Source organism: uncultured Caballeronia sp. (assembly GCF_964243625.1).
GTDB lineage: Bacteria > Pseudomonadota > Gammaproteobacteria > Burkholderiales > Burkholderiaceae > Caballeronia.
On the sequence record NZ_CAXTGZ010000061.1, the window covers coordinates 1 to 18,137 of the forward strand.

12 protein-coding genes and 1 pseudogene are annotated in these 18,137 nt (G+C 59.9%); 6 read left to right on the forward strand and 7 right to left on the reverse strand.

The features are described from left to right. Nucleotides 1-86 precede the first annotated feature (86 nt). The 3 genes from proP to argA all read right to left on the reverse strand — a co-directional run bounded on the left by proP (nt 87) and on the right by argA (nt 3,903). A complete protein-coding gene (proP, locus tag ACFFAR_RS06380; RefSeq protein WP_174365616.1) occupies nt 87-1,553 on the reverse strand; it encodes a glycine betaine/L-proline transporter ProP in 1,467 nt (488 codons plus the stop codon). A gap of 609 nt (nt 1,554-2,162) precedes the next feature. Then, a complete protein-coding gene (locus ACFFAR_RS06385; RefSeq protein WP_061999029.1) occupies nt 2,163-2,438 on the reverse strand; it encodes an oxidative damage protection protein in 276 nt (91 codons plus the stop codon). A 94-nt stretch (nt 2,439-2,532) separates the two neighbouring features. After that, on the reverse strand, nt 2,533-3,903 hold the full coding sequence (argA, locus tag ACFFAR_RS06390) for an amino-acid N-acetyltransferase (RefSeq protein WP_062000792.1): 1,371 nt from the start codon (nt 3,901-3,903) through the stop codon (nt 2,533-2,535). Between the two features lie 616 nt (nt 3,904-4,519). Here argA and hrpA point away from each other — a divergent pair. Further along, the gene (gene hrpA, locus ACFFAR_RS06395) at nt 4,520-8,788 is read left to right on the forward strand and encodes an ATP-dependent RNA helicase HrpA (RefSeq protein WP_375507651.1); all 4,269 of its coding nucleotides are present in this window, start codon (nt 4,520-4,522) and stop codon (nt 8,786-8,788) included. Nucleotides 8,789-8,850: 62 nt separating this feature from the next. On the opposite strand, the gene ACFFAR_RS06400 is transcribed toward hrpA, so the two are convergent. The 3 genes and pseudogenes from ACFFAR_RS06400 to ACFFAR_RS06410 all read right to left on the reverse strand — a co-directional run. Beyond that, on the reverse strand, nt 8,851-9,405 hold the full coding sequence (locus ACFFAR_RS06400) for an outer membrane protein assembly factor BamE (protein ID WP_075360482.1): 555 nt from the start codon (nt 9,403-9,405) through the stop codon (nt 8,851-8,853). Between the two features lie 87 nt (nt 9,406-9,492). After that, a complete protein-coding gene (locus ACFFAR_RS06405) occupies nt 9,493-11,457 on the reverse strand; it encodes a YadA family autotransporter adhesin (protein ID WP_375507652.1) in 1,965 nt (654 codons plus the stop codon). A gap of 18 nt (nt 11,458-11,475) precedes the next feature. Next, nucleotides 11,476-12,114, reverse strand: a pseudogene (locus tag ACFFAR_RS06410) (ESPR-type extended signal peptide-containing protein); the annotation flags it as partial. Nucleotides 12,115-12,646: 532 nt separating this feature from the next. Between ACFFAR_RS06410 and ACFFAR_RS06415 the strand changes: the two are divergent. The 4 genes from ACFFAR_RS06415 (at nt 12,647) to ACFFAR_RS06430 (ending at nt 16,711) form a co-directional block, all read left to right on the forward strand. Continuing rightward, complete coding sequence (locus tag ACFFAR_RS06415; RefSeq protein WP_075360480.1) at nt 12,647-13,669, forward strand: beta-propeller fold lactonase family protein; 1,023 nt, start codon at nt 12,647-12,649, stop codon at nt 13,667-13,669. Between the two features lie 82 nt (nt 13,670-13,751). Next, nucleotides 13,752-14,777 carry a sterol desaturase family protein gene (locus tag ACFFAR_RS06420; protein ID WP_174363257.1) on the forward strand — a complete coding sequence of 342 codons (1,026 nt, stop codon included), beginning with the start codon at nt 13,752-13,754 and terminating at the stop codon, nt 14,775-14,777. Nucleotides 14,778-15,022: 245 nt separating this feature from the next. Next, nucleotides 15,023-15,883, forward strand: a complete 861-nt coding sequence (locus ACFFAR_RS06425; RefSeq protein WP_174363405.1) for an EI24 domain-containing protein — start codon at nt 15,023-15,025, stop codon at nt 15,881-15,883. 15 nt (nt 15,884-15,898) lie between these two features. Further along, the gene (locus ACFFAR_RS06430) at nt 15,899-16,711 is read left to right on the forward strand and encodes a molybdopterin-binding protein (protein WP_174363404.1); all 813 of its coding nucleotides are present in this window, start codon (nt 15,899-15,901) and stop codon (nt 16,709-16,711) included. A gap of 26 nt (nt 16,712-16,737) precedes the next feature. Here ACFFAR_RS06430 and ACFFAR_RS06435 read toward each other — a convergent pair whose 3' ends face one another. After that, the gene (locus ACFFAR_RS06435) at nt 16,738-17,202 is read right to left on the reverse strand and encodes a rhodanese-like domain-containing protein (RefSeq protein WP_174363403.1); all 465 of its coding nucleotides are present in this window, start codon (nt 17,200-17,202) and stop codon (nt 16,738-16,740) included. 364 nt (nt 17,203-17,566) lie between these two features. Here ACFFAR_RS06435 and ACFFAR_RS06440 point away from each other — a divergent pair. Further along, nucleotides 17,567-18,137 (forward strand): glutamine synthetase beta-grasp domain-containing protein (locus tag ACFFAR_RS06440; RefSeq protein ID WP_375507650.1); only part of this gene is annotated, 571 nt, incomplete at its 3' end.

Consider the following 18,137-nt stretch of genomic DNA (forward strand, 5'->3'; position numbering starts at 1 on the left):
GGTCGAGTGAAACCATCGGAATAAAAAAGAGGCCGTTCCCAACCAGGAACGGCCTTTTTGCTTTATCTGAATTTGATCGACCTCAATCAGGCGTGAGCGGTTGCATCCGGCAAACGCTCATCCATCTCTGCGGCCTGCTTTGCGCCGCGCAACACAGCATGGGCTTCCGAGCGCGAACCGACCGACGGCGGCGAGCCCTTCAGCGGCTTCCTCGCGGTCTCATGCAGCGCGATCACCGAAACGATTCCGATCAACGACGCACCCATCAGGTAGTACGCGGGCATCATCAGATTTCCCGTCGATGAAACCAGCCACGCCGTCACGAGCGGGGTCGTACCGCCGAAGAGTGAAACCGAAACATTGAAGCCGATTGCGAGCGCGCCATAGCGGATCTTGGTCGGGAACAACGCAGGCAATGCGGAAGGCATCGCGCCGGTGAAGCACGAAAGCAACACGCCGAGGATCAGCATGCCGCTGAAAATCGGCATTACGTTGCCCATGCGGATCAGCGTGAGCGCGGGCATGGACAGCACCAGAAGTCCGACGCACCCGAACAGCAGCACCGGCTTGCGGCCAATCTTGTCGGAGAGATGGCCGGCGAAAAGCGTCATCGGCATCATCAGCACCATCACGATCAACACGACGAACAGCCCGTGCGTTTCGTTGAACTTGAGCGTGGCGGAAAGATAACTCGGCAGATAAGACAGCGCCATGTAGTCAGTGACGTTGAAGATCAGCACGAGTCCCACGCATTGCAGCATCGGCTTCCAGTTCTTCACCAGCATGTCGCGAAACTGATCCTTCGGCGTGCTGTGCGCTTCGGTCTCGCGCTTGTCGGCTTCACGCTGGAACGCAGGCGTTTCTTCGAGCTTCAGACGGATATACAAGCCGATCAGACCAAGCGGTCCGGCGATCAGGAACGGGACGCGCCAGCCCCACGAAAGCAGCGATTGCTCCGACATGGTCGCGGTCAGGACCGCAACGCAGCCCGCGCCGAGCACGTAACCCACGAGCGTGCCGAATTCCAGGAAGCTGCCAAGGAACCCGCGCCGTTTATCCGGCGCAAATTCCGCGATGAACGTCGCCGCGCCGCCATATTCGCCGCCCGTCGAAAAGCCCTGCAGCAGGCGAGCAGCCAGCAAAAGAATGGGGGCAAAGATGCCGATGGTGCCGTAATCAGGAATCAAGCCGATACAGAACGTCCCAATGGCCATCATGATCATCGTCATCGCGAGCACGCGCTTGCGGCCGATGCGGTCGCCCAGCGGCCCGAACACCATGCCGCCGATCGGACGCACGAGAAATGCCGCCGCGAACGTGCCGAACGTGGCGATCAGTTGCGCGCCGGGATTGCTCGACGGAAAGAAAACCTTGCCGAGCGTCACCGCAATGTAGCTGTACACGCCGAAATCGAACCATTCCATCGCATTGCCGATCGCCATGGCGCCGACAGCGCGCTTGAGAAGGGCTTTATCGACGATGGTGATATCGGCAAGCGACAAGTCTTTTTCGGGTTGGGGTTGTCGCCAGAGGCCGTCGTTCGGTGTTGCCATGAAGAGAAGCTCCAGGTGTGTCGCCGATCCGGTGATGCACGGATGGGCGGGTGCGCTATTGCGCACGTTGCCGGGGGAAAGTGCAGTTTCGCGACGAGGCGAGGCGTCAGTTCATGAAGAGGCTGGAGGCTGGTCGCACGCCGGACGCGTCGGAATGCTCAGAGCAAAGCCCATGCCTCGCAACGATGGTCGCGAAATGGCACTTCAAGGGTACTGCGTGAATTGATGGCTGGACGCACCGAAACCCGTTCAGACGCGGCGCATGGTGCGCGGCGGTACGGCTTTGATGTGTCTCGAACCGAAGAGGCTTGGGAACAACATCCACGGACAGACCATGACCCGTGGAAGCCTCGACAATCGCTCGCCGGTATCTCTTAAATGACGCCTAGGGCAAAGGGCTCAGGTACTCGGAAGGCTCTTTGCTTCTCGTTCAGTCGTAAGAAATTGACTTTGAATTGCTATTGGAAAGAAGGAGATGATAGCACGATGCACGAAGATGCGCAAACCGCCTATCCGCATGTGCCATTCAGGACGGGCTCATAAGTGCATGTTCGAAACGAAAAAGCCGGTCTCGAAAGACCGGCTTTTATGCACGGACGTTAGTTCGTCTCAGCTTTGCGCTGGCGGAACATAGCCTTGAGCGGTGTCCGCGCCTTCACCGAAGAAGTACTTTTCCGTCTGCTTGAGCAGGTACTGACGCGCCCGCGGATCGGCCATGTTCAGGCGGTTTTCGTTGATCAGCATGGTTTGCTGCTTGAGCCAGCCTTGCCACGCTTCCTTCGATACCGTTTCATAAATCCGCTTGCCGAGTTCGCCCGGCAGCGGAGGGAAGTCGAGTCCTTCGGCTTCCTTGCCGAGTTTTGCGCATTGAACCATTCGGGCCATCTGTCATTCTCCTGTAGCGGGTTATCTGGACGATTCGTTCAGGCGGCGCATGGGTTGCGCGGCGACCGGACCGAAGCGTCTATGAATAGAGTGCTTAAAGCTGCTTCATCAGCACGAGCGATTTGCGCTGCCAGTTGTAAAGGCGGCGCCGGTCTTCAGGCAGGTCGTCCACGGTCACCTTCACAAAACCGCGTTTGAGAAACCAGTGCTCCGTGCGCGTGGTCAGCACGAAAATATGCGTGAGGCCGCGCGCGCGCGCGCGTTGTTCCACGCGCTTGAGCAGCCGTTCGCCGTCGCCCGCGCCTTGTGCTTCCGGCGAGACGGTCAGGCAAGCCATTTCGCCGATACGTTCCTGCGTGTACGGATACAGAGCCACGCAGCCAAACAGCACGCCATCGTGCTCGATCACCGAAAAATGATCGATATCGCGTTCAATCTGGTGCCGGCCACGCCGCACCAGCGTGCCGTCCATTTCCAGCGGCTCGATCAGCGTGAGGATCCCGCCGACGTCATCCGGCGTGGCTTCCCGCAGGCTTTCCAGATTCTCGTACGAGATCATGGTGCCGACGCCGTCGTGCAGGAACAATTCCAGCAGGACGCTGCCGTCGAGCGCGTAAGGGATGATGTGCGCGCGCGCCACGCCGCCGCGGCACGCCCGAATGGTGTGCTTGAGGTAAAACGCCGCGTCGCCCTGCAGTTCGCCGCTTTCGTGCAAACGATAAGCGTCATCGAGCGACATTTCGCGCACGAGTTCGCCGTTTTCATCGACGAGGCCCGGTGTTTCGGTCAGGAAAATGATCTTGTCGGCACGCAACGCGATCGCCGCTGCCGAAGCGACATCTTCCATCGATAGATTGAACGCTTCGCCCGTTGGCGAGAATCCGAGCGGGGAGAGCAGGACCAGCTTGTTGCTGGTGAGCGAGTGGCGAATCGAATCGCCGTCGATCTTGCGGACCACGCCGGTGTGCTGGAAATCGACGCCGTCCAGAATGCCGACCGGCCGCGCCGTCACGAAATTGCCCGATACCACGCTGATGTGCGCGTGCGCCATCGGCGTGTTGGGCAAACCCTGGCTGATCGCCGCTTCAATGTCCAGGCGCACTTCGCCAGCGGCTTCCTTCGCGGATTCGAGCGCGCGGGCGTCGGTGATGCGCAAGCCGTGCGAAAACTCCGACTCCACGCCGTGCAGGTTCAACTGCTCTTCTACCTGGGGTCGCGATCCGTGCACGAGCACGACGTGAATACCCATGGCGTGCAACAACCCGACGTCCTGGACGAGTGCGTTCAGCCTGCCTTCCTGCACCAGCTCGCCGCCGAACGCGACCACGAAGGTCTTGTTTCGGAACGCGTGGATATAAGGGGCGACGGAACGCATCCAGTCGACAAACTGGGCGTGTTGATCAGGCGCTTCTGGCTCGGCGGAAACCGGCGGCTGCGCGGCGGGGAGGTCGGTCTGAGTATTCATGCCGGGATTATAATGCTGCACTATGCCGAATGCTTTTAAACGTCCCGCCGATGCGGACAAGCTTGACCCCCAGGAGCAGTTGAAAAAGCTGCGTGAAGCCCTGCTGCGCGACGCCGCGGCGCGCGAAAGCGATGGCGAAAACGACCCGGATGATTCCGCCGATGAAGGCGTGAACCGCAAGAAGGAAGCGGCTGCGCGGCGGTTTGCGGGTGGATCAGGGGGTGCGCCGAGCGGTCCTGGCGCGGGGTCGGATTCGGGACGGAAGGCTACTCAACCCGCTCCGAAAAAAAATGTTGCCAAGGGTGCCGCGAATTCGCCTGGCGTTGCCCCGGATTCTTCCGCTTCGTCCGCGCAGCGCAAGGAGACTCGGGGCGGTTTGGCCGTGCTGGCCTCATTGGTCGGATCGTCCGATAAAACGGCCGCGCCTGATGATGTTGCCGTCACCGCCCGCGACGTGAAGACACAGCCTAAAGAACAAGCAGTAAAAAAAGCGGTGCTGCCTCCTTTTACTGCGCCTCCCGCACCTCCCGCTCCGCCAACTGCGAAGGCAGTGCCATCGGACAAGCAAGTTGCGCGTCGTCCCGAACATAAGACTCACAAAGTCGCCGGTGTTTCCATGACCATTGGCGCACAGCCGTCTTCCGTCGAGCGTGCGCAAAAGTCTCCAAAAGCCGCCGCCGTCGAAAAGTCGGCGGCGCCGCAGGAGAGGCGTCCTAAGCCGGGACCTGCGCCTCGCGCACCCGAGCCGCGCGCCGATGCGCCTCGCGCCAATGCGCCGCGCGCGCCCGCGGAAGCGTTGGCAAAGCCCGATTTGGAGCGCGAAGCGACACGCAACGGCGGTCGGCGTGATGCCGCGCCGCAGCCACACTCGGCGCCAGACAGCGTACGCGACCGTGTCAAACCGGACGACAAACAACCGCGCAAGCCCGATGACGTCCCGCGCCGCACGCGCGCCGAGCGCGATCCGGCGCGTCACGCCGCGCGCCCGGCCCGGGTGATCGCACCGAACCCGATTCCGCCGATTCATTTTCCCGAGACGCTGCCAGTTTCCGCCCGGCGCGATGAGATCGCTGCAGCGATCCAGTCGAATCAGGTGGTTATCGTCAGCGGCGAAACCGGCTCCGGCAAAACCACCCAGCTCCCGAAAATCTGTCTGGCGCTCGGCCGTGGCCTCGGTGCAGGCGGATCGGGTCTTATCGGACACACGCAGCCGCGGCGGATCGCGGCATCGGCGACGGGACGCCGGATTGCCGAAGAACTCGGCACGCCGTTCGGCGAGGTCGTAGGGTACAAGGTCCGCTTCACGGACAACCTGTTCCCCGGCGCATCAGTGAAACTGATGACGGACGGCATCTTGCTTGCCGAAACGCAGACCGATCCGCTGCTCGCCGCGTACGACACGATCATCATCGACGAAGCGCACGAGCGCAGCCTGAACATCGATTTCCTGCTCGGCTATCTGCGGGAAATCCTGCCGCGGCGGCCTGATCTGAAGGTGATCGTGACGTCGGCGACCATCGATGCCGATCGCTTCGCCCGGCACTTCGGCAGCGAAGAAAAACCCGCGCCGGTGATCGAGGTGAGCGGGCGCCTGTATCCGGTTGAAGTGCGGTATCGGCCGGTCGAGGAGACGAGCGCTGCGGTGAAGTCGGCGCAGGGGACAAACAGCCCGAGCGCAGCCGCGCCTCAGAAAGATCGCCCGAAAAACCAGCGCGAAAACGATCGCGACCTGATGGAAGCCATCGTGGACGCCGTCGACGAACTCTGCCGCGAAGGTCCCGGCGACGTCCTCGTATTCCTGCCCGGCGAGCGAGAAATCCGCGAGGCCGCCGAGGCGCTGCGCAAGCACCATCCGCCGCATACGGAAATCCTGCCGCTGTTCGCGCGGCTTTCTGCGGCGGAGCAGGAGCGTGTGTTCAAGTCATCGAACGCGCGGCGCATCGTGCTTTCCACGAACGTTGCGGAAACGTCGCTGACCGTGCCGGGCATTCGTTATGTTGTCGATACCGGCCTGGCGCGCATCAAACGCTACTCGTACAGAAACAAAGTAGAGCAGTTGCAGATCGAACCGATTTCGCAAAGCTCGGCAAATCAGCGCGCGGGCCGCTGCGGCCGCGTGGCCGACGGCGTCTGCATCCGTCTCTACGAAGAGGATGATTACGCGCTGCGTACGCGGTTCACCGATCCGGAAATCCTGCGTTCGTCGCTCGCGTCGGTGATCCTGCGGATGAAGTCGCTGCATCTGACGGCCATCGAAACGTTTCCGTTTCTCGAGCCGCCGCCGGGCCGCGCGATTGCCGATGGTTATCAGTTGCTGAACGAACTTGGCGCCGTCGATGACGACAACACGCTCACGCCGCTTGGCCGTGAACTCGCGCGTTTGCCGCTCGATCCGCGTGTCGGCCGGATGATCCTGGCCGCGCGGGACCATCAGTCATTGCGCGAAGTGCTGATCATCGCGAGCGCGCTGTCCGTTCAGGACCCGCGCGACCGTCCGATCGAAGCGCAGGAGCAAGCCGATCTGGCGCACAAGAAGTTCGCCGATGAACGCTCCGAATTCCTTCAATGGACCAAAATCTGGGCGTGGTTCGAGGACGCGATCACGCACAAGAAATCGAACAAGCAACTCACCGATGCCTGCCGCGCGAACTTCCTGAATCACGTGCGTTTGCGTGAATGGCGGGACGTGCATTCGCAATTGCTGACTGTCGTGCGGGAACATGGCTGGCGGCTCAATGAATCGGAAGCCACCTTCGAGCAGATTCACCTTGCATTGCTGACGGGTTTGCTCGGGAACGTCGGCCTGAAAGCCGATGACGAGCCCTATTTCCTCGGCGCTCGCGGCATCAAGTTTTACTTGTGGCCGGGCTCGGCGTTGTTGAAGAAAGCGGGGCGCTGGGTCGTGGCGGGCGAACTCGTCGAGACGAGCCGGCTATATGCTCGATGCATCGCGAAGATCGAGCCCGAGTGGCTCGAACAAGTTGGCGCGCATTTGTTGCGCAAGTCGATTTCCGAACCGCACTGGGAAAAGAAGCCCGCGCAAGTCAGTGCTTATGAGCGCGCGACCTTGCATGGGCTCATGGTCTATGCGCGTCGTCGCGTGAGTTTCGGCAAGCAAGATCCGGAACGCGCACGCGAATTGTTCATTCGCGGCGCGCTGGTCGACGGCGAGTTTGAAACCCGGCTGCCGTTTTTTGCGCACAACCGCAAGTTGCTCGCGGATATTGAACAACTGGAGCACAAATCGCGTCGGCAGGACGTGCTTGTCGATGACGAACTGATCTTTGGTTTCTACGATTCGCTGATTCCCAAGGGCATTTATTCGGGCGCGGCGTTTGAGCGCTGGTATCGGGACGAAGAGAAAAAAGAAGGGACGTCGCGCCTGCTGTTCCTCTCGCGCGACGACCTGATGCGCCACGAAGCCGCCGGCATCACGACCGACCTGTTCCCCAAGCGGATGACGATGGCCGGCATTGAAATGACGCTGACGTACCACTTCGAGCCCGGATCTCCGCGCGATGGCGTGACGCTGACCGTCCCGTTGTTCGGCCTGAATCAGGTCGACGCCCGCCGTTCAGAATGGCTCGTGCGCGGCATGCTTAAGGAGAAAGTGCAGTTGCTGCTGAAGTCGTTGCCGCAAAAACTTCGGCGCCATCTCGTACCGTTGCCCGAGTTTTCGGCGGGCGTGGTCGAGCGCCACAGCGGCAAGACGTTCGGCGCGGGCGGGTTGCTTGAAGCGCTGATCGCCGATATCCGCGAGCAGACGCAAATCGCAATGAAACCGTCGGACTTCAAGCTCGAATCGTTGCCGGCGCATCTGTTCATGAACTTCAAGGTCATCGACGAACACGGGCGGCAACTCGCGATGGGTCGTAACCTCGCGCAATTACGCTCGGAACTCGGCGGCCAGGCGCAGCAGCATTTCCAGAAGCTCGCGGCGGGTGCGACGCTGGACATTGGCAGCGACGCGGCCGCGCCTGTCACGCGAAGTGCGGCGGCGTCGGAATCTTCAGGTGGAAGTTCAGGCACCGCGTTATACGAAAACCTCACCACTTGGGACTTCGGAAGGCTGCCTGAACTGCTCGAAATTCGACGGCGCGGGCAGACGCTGTTCGGTTACCCCGCTTTGGTCGATCGGGGAACACATTGCGACGTTGAGGTGTTCGATTCGCCAGAGGAGGCGGCGCGGATTCATCGGGCGGGTTTGCGGCGCTTGTTCGCGTTGCAGTTGCGCGAGCCGATCCGTTATCTCGAACGCAATCTTGGCGGTTTGCGCGAGATGTCGTTGCAGTACATGGCGCTAGGTTCACAGGAAGAACTCGCGAGCCAGATCATCGAAACGGCATTGGATCGTGCGTGTCTGCAAGATCCGCTTCCTGATAACGACGTGGATTTCTACGCAAGGCGTGATCAAGGGAAAAGCCGTTTGACGTTGCTGGCCCAGGAAATCGCACGGCTCGCCGGCCAGATCCTTGCGGACTACGCAATGGTGACGAAAAAACTGACGCAGGCAAAATCGTTTGGCGCGCCGTACGCGGATATGGTTGCGCAACTGAACGCGCTGATTGGCAAGCGCTTCATTATCGATACGCCTTACACGCAGTTATCCCATTTCCCGCGATACCTGAACGCAATGGCGTTCCGTATAGACAAATTGAAAGCGGACGCGGTGCGGGACGCGCGATTGTCGGCAGAGATTGCGCCGCTGTTGCAAAACTATCAGCGGGCTATTGCGCAACGCGGCGGAGTAGCCGATGCGCGATTGGGCGAGTACAGGTGGTTGCTGGAGGAATTGCGCGTGTCGCTGTTCGCGCAGGAACTGCGCACGCCGATGCCGATATCGGTCAAGCGCTTGTACAAGGTGTGGGAATCAATGCAACGGTAGCCGGTAAAAAAACGCGAGACCTGACGGACAGCCAAGTCTCGCGTTTTGCAGATTTCACGAAATTACTTCGTCGTATCGCCCGGCGTTTCGACTTCAAGACTAAGCGGTGCTGCCGTCAAGACATTGGCTTCGGCGCTTACCGGCCCGCTGGCTTCTGTGCTGACGGGCGTGAACACGTACTTTTGCCATTTGCCGCCGGTGAGCGTTTCCACGTTATCTCCGCATTTCCGATAGAAATTACGAGCTTCGTCGCGCGAGGTGAACACGGCCTTGAGCTGACAGACCATTTGCGGTGCGCCGGCGTCGTTCGTGACGTTCAGCACGTAGTCCCACTCACGAACGCCGAAGAACCCTTCGTTGAACTGCGGACGACCGAGAAGGCCGGCAACCTGGTTTTTCGTCATGCCGGGCTTGAGCTTGCGCAAAGTTTCGGTAAGCGGATAGCTGCCGCCGACATTCGACGCTGATTCCGGAGCCGGAAATACCAACTGGTCTTGACCGCCGTTGCTGGCAAGACGACTGCCAGTGCCAGTGCCGCACGCAGACATGAGAAGGGCTGTGACTAGCGCAGCTGCGAATGGAAGTGCACGCGCTGCATTGCGGAGGGTGAAGTTCATCTCTTGATCGGATCCGTTGTTTTCATTAACTCGATGTCGCGGGCGTTTTGCATGCCCGCGACACTTCCTCTTATTGACTGCTGTGGCTTACCAGTGCATTCCCGCGCCAACCGAGACGCCAAACTGGCCCCGCGTGCTCGTGGTGCCGCTGACCTTGTACGCCCAGATGCCGTTCTCGGAGAGCTGCGATACGCCGACCGCGACTGCGGATTGACCGCCATACGTGCCGCCGCCAATTGCCACCATGCCGCGGCCCGGCAGTACTGCTTGCGGCAAACCCGCGACTGCCAAGGCCGACGCCGTACCCGCATACGCGTCGCGACGCGTGCCTTCCGTCTTCGAGTCGGTGTAGTCGTTGGCTGACTTGAGCGTGCTGCCTGCGCTCTGGTTCAACTGGTTGACGTTGACAGCATCAGTGCCTTGCGTGCCTGCCGCGACGTTCGTGATCTGGCGTTCGCTGCCGGCCGCACCGACCGACACGGTATTCGCACGATCCGCGACAGAGCTCTGTCCGAGGGCGACTGAATTGGCCGCAGTTGCCTGGGCGCCGTTACCCACGGCAACCGAACCCGTGCCGCTCGCGAGTGCGTTTTGACCCAATGCCATTGCGTTGTCAGCTGTAGCCTGAGCGCCATTGCCCATGGCGACTGATCCAGCGCCCGTTGCGACTGCCTTCGCGCCTACTGCAACCGCAAGCGTGCCGGTTGCCGATGCCGCGTCCACGCTGCGATCACCGTCAGCGCTGAACAAGGGGTCCTTCGCGTCGATGACCGCATTGCTTACCGCGCTCGCAACCGCATTGTTGACTGCATCGCCAACCGATGCGTTAACCTGACCGATTGCATCGTTGAGCTGTCCTACGTTCACTGCGTCGGTCGTATCCACGCCGGCTGCGACGTTGTGGAGCACGGTGCCGCTTGTGCCTTCGAGCGTCACGCTGTCATGGTTGACCGAGCCGTCCGTATTGCGGTCGTATTTGACTGCGCCGTCGGCAGTAGTAGTTGCCGTTGCAGCCGCTGCTGTTGCCTGGTCACTGACCGCCTTCAACTGTGCGACGTTGACCGCGTCCGTATCCAGCGCGCCGGCTGAAACGCCGCTGATCGTGCGGCCGCCGACGTTGACTTCGCCGGTCGATGTTTGCGGTGCCGACAAGCCGAAAGCCGCATAGCCGCTTTGAGCGCCGATGGCGGCCGACGATCCGGCGCCGAGCGCGACGCTGTTATCCGCGGTCGCCGACGCGTTTGTGCCGATAGCCACCGATTTAGCCCTTGCGGCGGCAGCAGAACCCACTGCAACCGCGTTATCGCCGGCGCCCGAGTTTGCACCGACTGCGATGGCATTCACCCCGTTTGCAGTTGCGTAAGTTCCCGCGGCCACCGAATTGGCGCCTTGCGCCAAAGCCGCATTGCCAATTGCGGCTGAGTTGTCGCCCGTCGCTGCGGCGTTGCTTCCGTACGCGGCAGCGCCGGCGCCGCCGGCAGCGGCATTTGCGCCGGTCGCAGTGGAGTTGATGCCCGACGCCTGGGCGTTGTTGCCGACGGCGACTGACGTTTCGGCCGTGGCAACGGCGTTTGCGCCCATCGCGACAGAGTTGGCTGTCGCAATAGTGTTCGAACCCACTGCCACGCCGTTGTCGGCGGCGCCCGAGTTCGTACCGACCGCAATGGCATTCACGCCGTTTGCGGTTGCGTAGTTTCCTGCGGCCAGCGAGCCGGATCCTTGCGCCAAAGCCGCATTGCCGATTGCAGCCGAATTGTCGCCCGTCGCCGCGGCGCCGCTTCCGTATGCTGCAGCGTTGGCGCCGCTGGCGACGGCATCTGCGCCAGTCGCAGTGGCGTTTGCACCTGACGCCTGAGCGCTGTTGCCTAGGGCGACTGCGCTCTCGCCCATTGATGTAGCGTTCGCGCCGACCGCGACGGAGTCGGTCCTCGCCACAGCGGCCGAACCCATAGCGACGGCGTTGTCAGCCGCGACGGTATCTGAACCGACTGCGATGGCATTGACGCCATTCGCCGCGGCATAGTTTCCTGCTGCGAACGAATCGGAGCCCACTGCTGAGGCGTTGTTGCCAACGGCTGTAGCATAAGCTCCCTCAGCCGTTGCGCTGTTTCCGAGAGCGGCAGAGTTGACGCCGCTTGCGGTAGAGTTTGCACCGATGGCCGTGGTGCCTGCGGAAGTTGCACTGGAAAGGGCTCCCAAGGCGACGGCCTGATCTGCGGAAGCGGTCGCGCCGTCACCCAGGGCCACGCTGCTGTCGCCAAGCGCGAATGAGTAGTTGCCGACGGCCACTGTCGCCAGGCCCTGTGCTGCCGACGAGTTTCCGATTGCTACGGAACCATTGCCGGCTGACTGCGCGTCAAAACCGACTGCGGTGGACCCGCTTCCCGTGGATCTTGCTCGATTTCCAAATGCACTCGATCTCGTGCCATCCGCTTCAGCGGCAAAGCCAACAGCGGTTGAACGTTCGCCATTGGCGCTGGCAGTAGGCCCAACGCGAGTGGAGTCGCTTCCGGAGCCGACGCCCGCCCAGTCGTCAACTGCTTGCGCCTGAGCCGAGCTCCCGACGAGGAAGCCCCCGACCATTACCGCATGCACGATCGCGAGCTTGCCTGCAGAAGAGGAGCGCTTGGAATGCGATTTGGAAGTCTCGGATGCTGCCACCCAGGTACCGGAAGATTCGTTCCAGACTGCTTTGAAAATTCTATTCATGAAAGAAGGATGTCTAACAATTTGACAAATACTTGTCGGTTGATCGATGGAACAGGTCGCGCTGGGTCCGGATGATGGTCGGAGTTGGACGTGACCGTTCCTGGTAACGAGGATCTCCCGCCTCGCAAATTCTGGCCCGCTTGGGCGTTGGACAAGCTTCCTGCATGCTGCGCTTCGGACTCAGAAGCTCGGGATCATCCGCGTTGTAACGCCGGCGATATACACGATCTTTCTTAATTTGAGTGGGCGAGCCGGATAAATGGTTCGCATTGCAAACTAAGTGATTTAATCGTGAAAATTTGTGATGTCTGGTAGATTTTCGTCGTCGTTTTCCACTGTTGCTTGGCTGCTTCTCTTCGGGGCAGTTGTCGAGCCGGTGGACTGGTGATGTTTTTTGCGGCATCGAACTTTGCACGTGACCGCGCCGGCGTTTGCGCGGTATTGCCAACAAAACGTGGAAAACCTGCGTCCGCTCAACCTCTCAAAAGCGCAAACGTTCTACAATGTCGACTGATTTCTGACTTGAGTTTTCATGCGCAATTTTCTTTGTACTCGCCTTCGTACTCGTTTCTCCCGCGCGACTGCGGCCACTGCGGCATTGCTCTCGGCGTTTTCCGTCCACGCGCCGGCCTACGCCAACAACGTGATCGTGCTGAATTCAGGCGAAGCCACGCTCAGTCTCATCGACGAAGCGACTCGCCAGGTCGTGGCCACGATTCCGACCGGCAAGGAGCCGCATCATTTGATGGCAACACCGGACAATTCGTCGCTGATCGTGGCGAACTCGGTGTCGAACAACCTGATGTTCGTGGACCCGAAAACAGGCAAGCCTCAGCGCTGGGTCGAAAATATCGAGGACCCGTATCAGGTCGGTTTTTCGCCGGACAACAAGTGGTTTGTGTCAACCGGCTTGCGGCTCGACCGGCTGGACATCTACCGCTATGACGGCAAGAATATTTCGATCGCAAAGCGCATCCCGCTCGCGGTCATGCCGAGCCATATCGCGTTCACGAACGACAGCAAGACTGCGTTCATTTCGCTACAGGTATCCGGCGAGATCGCAGCTATTGATCTGGCAACGCAGACCGTGAAATGGAAGATGAAGGTGGGGCCGGTGCCCGCCGGTCTCTGGATGACGCCGAACGACAAGTACATGCTGGTTGGCATGACAGGCGCGGATTATGTCGCCGTGGTGGATTGGCGTAACCAGAAGATCGTCAAGACAATCAAGACCGGGAACGGCGCGCATAACTTCCGCTCGCTGGCGGACGGCAAGCATGTCGTGGTGTCAAATCGCGTCGCGAGCACAATCAGTGTCATTGACCAAGATTCGCTCACGAATGTCGGCGACATCACCGGTCTGCTTCCCGGTCCGGACGATATGGAACTTTCCGCTGACAAACGCTATCTTTGGGTAACGTTCCGGTTCGCGAAGAAAGTCGGAATCATTGATCTGACAAATCGCAAGCTCATACAGACAATCGCTGTGGGCCGTTCGCCGCATGGCATCTATTTTTACGACCGGGCGCCGGTGTTTGGCCCGAACGGCGGCTGAGGCGAGGGGCCGGGTCGCGAGTCACGTTGAGGTTGAAGGGCGATGCTTTGCCGGCAGCGCCTGGTAACGGTTACGGAGTTTCATGTTTCAATCCATCATTTCCATGCTGGACACGGTTGTCTCGACAATTCAGACATCCCTGTACATCGATGTCGTGCAGCCGCTCCTGTTCAAGGTCGGCTTGATGGGCTATGACGAAGACACGTACGACGCGCTCTATTGGGTGATCGTGGGTGTGTTCGAAGTGCTTGTCATGTACGCGATCCTCAGACCGCTGGAGGCGCTCCGTCCGGCGGAGAAATGGGAAAACAGGAAAGGCGTGCGCGTAGACGCGCTCTATACGTGGATCGTCAAGCTTGGCATTCTGAATCTGTTCTTTTTCTTTACCTTCCAGCCGTTCTTCGACAGTTTTCAAAGCTGGCTGCGGATTCACAATATAGCGAACCTCCAGCTCGACAATCTTTGGCCGGGTGTCACCTCTGAACCCATCGTTGCATTCGCAATCTATCTGGTTGTGCTTGATTTTGCCGGCTATTGGTATCACCGGATGGAACATCGAATCGGTATCTGGTGGGAGCTGCACGCGGTTCATCACAGCCAGCAAAAAATGTCGCTTTGGACCGACGACCGGAACCATTTGCTCGACGACATCATGCAAGCGGGTTTCTTTGCTGCCATCGCGCTGGTGATTGGCGTGCCGCCTTCGCAATTCGTCGTGCTCGTCGCGATCACCAACCTCATGCAAAGTATTCAGCACGCCAATATCCGCGTGTATTTCGGCTGGTTGGGCGAACGTCTGCTGGTCAGCCCTTCGTTTCACAGACGGCATCACGCGATCGGATATGGCCACGAAGGTACGGCGTACGGATGCAACTTCGGCGTACTGCTGCCGTGGTGGGACATGATGTTCAGGAGCGTGTCGTGGAATCGCGAGCTCGAGCCGACCGGTATCCGGGATCAACTGGCCAGTCCGGACGCACCGGGACGCGATTACGGGGACGGTTTTATTGCGCAGCACTGGCTAGCGTTCAAACGGATCGGAGAACGCATCGCATCCCACCGGGCAATGCGCGCGCCCGGGTCCGACTCTGACGCCACAGCGGTTTAGCGGGCCGTTCTCTAGAGAGCTTTTTGCTGTTTTCGCAATTTTTTGCAGTCTGACACGGCGATGCTCTCTTTGGGACTGACCGGTGCACGACGCAGGCAGTTCGCTCTCGCGCAGCTTGAATTTGTGTTGTCGGCCTGCAACCGGCGATGTTTTCTGCAACGCCGGCGTTAGCCATCCGGACGAGCAGCGCGCAATGCGCGCTCTGGTTTATCCTAGCTTCTTTTCCTCTCTCAAACGATCTCCGCATGAATGACTTGCTGCGTTCGTTCGTGCGTGCTCTCGCGAACGCGTTTCATCCGAGGATGCTCTGGCTGACGTTCATGCCCTTCGCCGTGGCGACGGTCGCATGGGGCGCTGTCTTGTGGTTTTTCTGGCAAACGCTGACAGGCGCTGCGCGCAACTGGCTCGACAGCTGGGCATTTACATCGGCTATGTACCGGCTCTTCGATTCTGTCGGATTCTCATCGCTGCATGTCGTGATCGCGCCGTTTTTCATCGTGATCATGGCAATCCCGTTGATCGTGGTGACCATTCTGCTGCTCATCGCGACGCTTTCGATGCCGTCGGTGATCAAGCTGCTGACACGGCGCCAGTACGCATCGCTTGATATGCGGCGGGGCGGATCGTGGTACGGCAGTCTCGGGCATTCGGTCGTCACTACCGTCGTGTGCCTCGTGCTGTTGGTCGTCACGCTGCCGCTATGGCTGATTCCGCCATTTTTCGCGATCATTCCGCCCGTGCTGTGGGGTTGGCTGACGTACCGGGTGATGACTTATGACGCGCTCGCGATGCACGCCAGCGCAGACGAGCGGCGCACGATCGTGCGGCGCTCGCGTTGGCCGCTGTTTGGTATTGGTGTGGTCAGCGGTTTGCTGGGGTCTCTGCCGACGATGTTGTGGGCGTGGTCAGTATGGCTGCTGCCGTTGTTCCCGATCGTCGCCGCGGCGACCATCTGGATTTACGCATTTATTCTGGTTTTTTCGGCGCTCTGGTTTGCACATTATTGCTTGCATGCGCTCGAGCGCTTGCGCATCGAAACCGCTACAGCGCCTGCGCTGAGTGATCATGGCGCGGCTGCCGAGTTGCACACTCCGGCTAATTACTAAGATCAGGGAGCATTCATGGGCTTTGGCGTGATCATCATTGGTGACGAAATCCTGTCCGGCCGAAGGTCCGACAAGCATCTGCCAAAAGTTATCGAATTTTTGTCGGCGCGCGGTCTGGCGCTGGATTGGGCCGAATATATAGGCGATGACCGTGAGCGGATTACAGCCACGCTCAAGCGGGCGTTTGCATCGGGCGACGTTGTGTTCTCGACCGGGGGTATCGGCGCCACGCCCGACGATCACACGCGCCAGTGCGCGGCGGCGGCACTGGGCGTGCCGCTTGAACTGCATCCGGAAGCGGCCGAGCTGATTCGCGCGCGCATCCGCGAAACGGCGGGCGACAAACCCGCCGACCTGAACGCACCAGACAACCTGCACCGGTTGAACATGGGAACGTTTCCGATGGGAGCGAGCATCATTCCCAACAGCTACAACCGCATTCCCGGATTTTCGGTCGGCGACGTTCATTTCGTGCCGGGATTTCCGGTCATGGCGTGGCCGATGATCGAATGGGTGCTCGATACCAAATACACCGATTTGCATCACGCGACGCCATATGTCGAGCGGTCGCTGTTCGTATTTGGCTTGCCTGAATCGCGGATTACGCCGCTCATGGAATCCATTGAACACGATTTTGCGGGCGTGCGCGTTTTCAGCTTGCCGAGCGTCGGGGATGCCTCGCGCGGTGAAGTGTTCGGGCGCGCCCATATCGATCTCGGCGTGAAGGGTGAGCCGGAGGCGGCCAATGCGGCGTTCGAACGGCTGCGCGAGGGCGTGACTGCGCTAGGCGGCGAGATAGTCGAAGTCGAGCCGGGCGCGGGCCACTAAGACTGAGCCGGCGCTGGCTCAACGATTTATGCGCCGAGCCAGGGCAGGCCGCGAAAGCACCATCCCGTAATGGTCTTGCGGTGACCTTGGGCGTCCTTGTCGCCTTCAAAGCCTTCGAGCAGGTCGAAGGCGTTTGTGAAGCCTGCCTTTTCTGCCGCTACGGCCGCAAGCTTTGAGCGTGCAGCGCTGCGGCAGAGAAACAGGATCGGTGTATCGGGCGCGGCGACCTCGCGTAATTGCTCGATGAAGGCCGTGTTTGGAACGGACCCCGGGTATTGGATCCATTCGATGTGCGTGTACTGCGCAGTATCGATGGCAGGACGACCGACCCAATCCAGTTCAGCGCGCGTGCGGACGTCGACAAGGCGCACAGAAGGATCGAGTTGCAGAAGCTCAAAGGCTTCTGCCGGAAGAACAGCGCCGGCGTAGGAAAGCTGATTCTCAGCAGCGCGGCCGATACCCTGGGAATACAACTGTTCGAGCGTGCTCATGAACGAAGGTCTCCAATCGGACATTTTAATGAGGCATTCTAGCGTGCGGATCGTGGTATCAAAGCGCGCAACGTAAGACTATGGACGCGCATCAAAAAGGTGCGCAGAGTGTGAATCGCCCTGAATCAGTGCTAACGTTATGAGTTGCTGGCCTCTATGCACTAAAAAAGTGCATTTGGGGTTTGCTGCAGTAGATGCGAAGTTTTAAAGTGTGTGCGGCTTCCCCGAAAAAGCGCGCAGCTTCAACTGCTTAGCGCAATAATGGTGCAGTTGGCATGGAAGCTGCTTTTGACTATGCCGATGGTTTCGAATCGGTTAGGCGGCGAATAAATGTTCGTCGATTTTGTTAATCAGGAGATAGGTAATGAGCAAATCCGTGGCCGACGTCATGCAACTCGTCAAGGACGAGGACGTCAAGTTTGTCGACTTCCGTTTCACCGACACGCGCGGTAAAGAGCAACACGTTTCGGTGCCGGTCTCGGCATTCGACGAAGACAAATTTGAAAGCGGCCACGCTTTCGACGGTTCGTCTATCGCCGGCTGGAAGGGCATCGAAGCGTCGGACATGCTGCTGATTCCGGATGCCGATACCGCCTTCATCGACCCGTTCTATGAAGAATCGACGCTTGTGATGTCCTGCGACGTGGTCGAGCCGTCGGATGGCAAGGGCTATGAACGCGATCCGCGTTCGCTCGCGAAGCGCGCAGAAGCGTATTTGAAGAGCTCGGGCCTGGGCGACACGGCATTCTTCGGTCCGGAACCTGAATTCTTCATTTTCGACTCGGTTCGCTGGAGCGCCGATCAATCGGGCTGCTTCGTGAAGATCGGTTCGGAAGAAGCGCCGTGGTCGTCGTCAATGGAATTCGAAGGCGGCAATACGGGTCACCGTCCGGGCACGAAGGGCGGTTACTTCCCGGTTGCGCCGGTCGACACGT

Excerpts from the sequence above, each read along its gene's own strand:
- proP (WP_174365616.1), bottom strand. The coding sequence starts at position 1,553 with ATGGCAACACCGAACGACGGCCTCTGGCGACAACCCCAACCCGAAAAA.
- ACFFAR_RS06385 (WP_061999029.1), bottom strand. The coding sequence starts at position 2,438 with ATGGCCCGAATGGTTCAATGCGCAAAACTCGGCAAGGAAGCCGAAGGA.
- argA (WP_062000792.1), bottom strand. The coding sequence starts at position 3,903 with ATGAATACTCAGACCGACCTCCCCGCCGCGCAGCCGCCGGTTTCCGCC.
- hrpA (WP_375507651.1), top strand. The coding sequence starts at position 4,520 with ATGACCATTGGCGCACAGCCGTCTTCCGTCGAGCGTGCGCAAAAGTCT.
- ACFFAR_RS06400 (WP_075360482.1), bottom strand. The coding sequence starts at position 9,405 with ATGAACTTCACCCTCCGCAATGCAGCGCGTGCACTTCCATTCGCAGCT.
- ACFFAR_RS06415 (WP_075360480.1), top strand. The coding sequence starts at position 12,647 with ATGCGCAATTTTCTTTGTACTCGCCTTCGTACTCGTTTCTCCCGCGCG.
- ACFFAR_RS06420 (WP_174363257.1), top strand. The coding sequence starts at position 13,752 with ATGTTTCAATCCATCATTTCCATGCTGGACACGGTTGTCTCGACAATT.
- ACFFAR_RS06425 (WP_174363405.1), top strand. The coding sequence starts at position 15,023 with ATGAATGACTTGCTGCGTTCGTTCGTGCGTGCTCTCGCGAACGCGTTT.
- ACFFAR_RS06430 (WP_174363404.1), top strand. The coding sequence starts at position 15,899 with ATGGGCTTTGGCGTGATCATCATTGGTGACGAAATCCTGTCCGGCCGA.
- ACFFAR_RS06435 (WP_174363403.1), bottom strand. The coding sequence starts at position 17,202 with ATGAGCACGCTCGAACAGTTGTATTCCCAGGGTATCGGCCGCGCTGCT.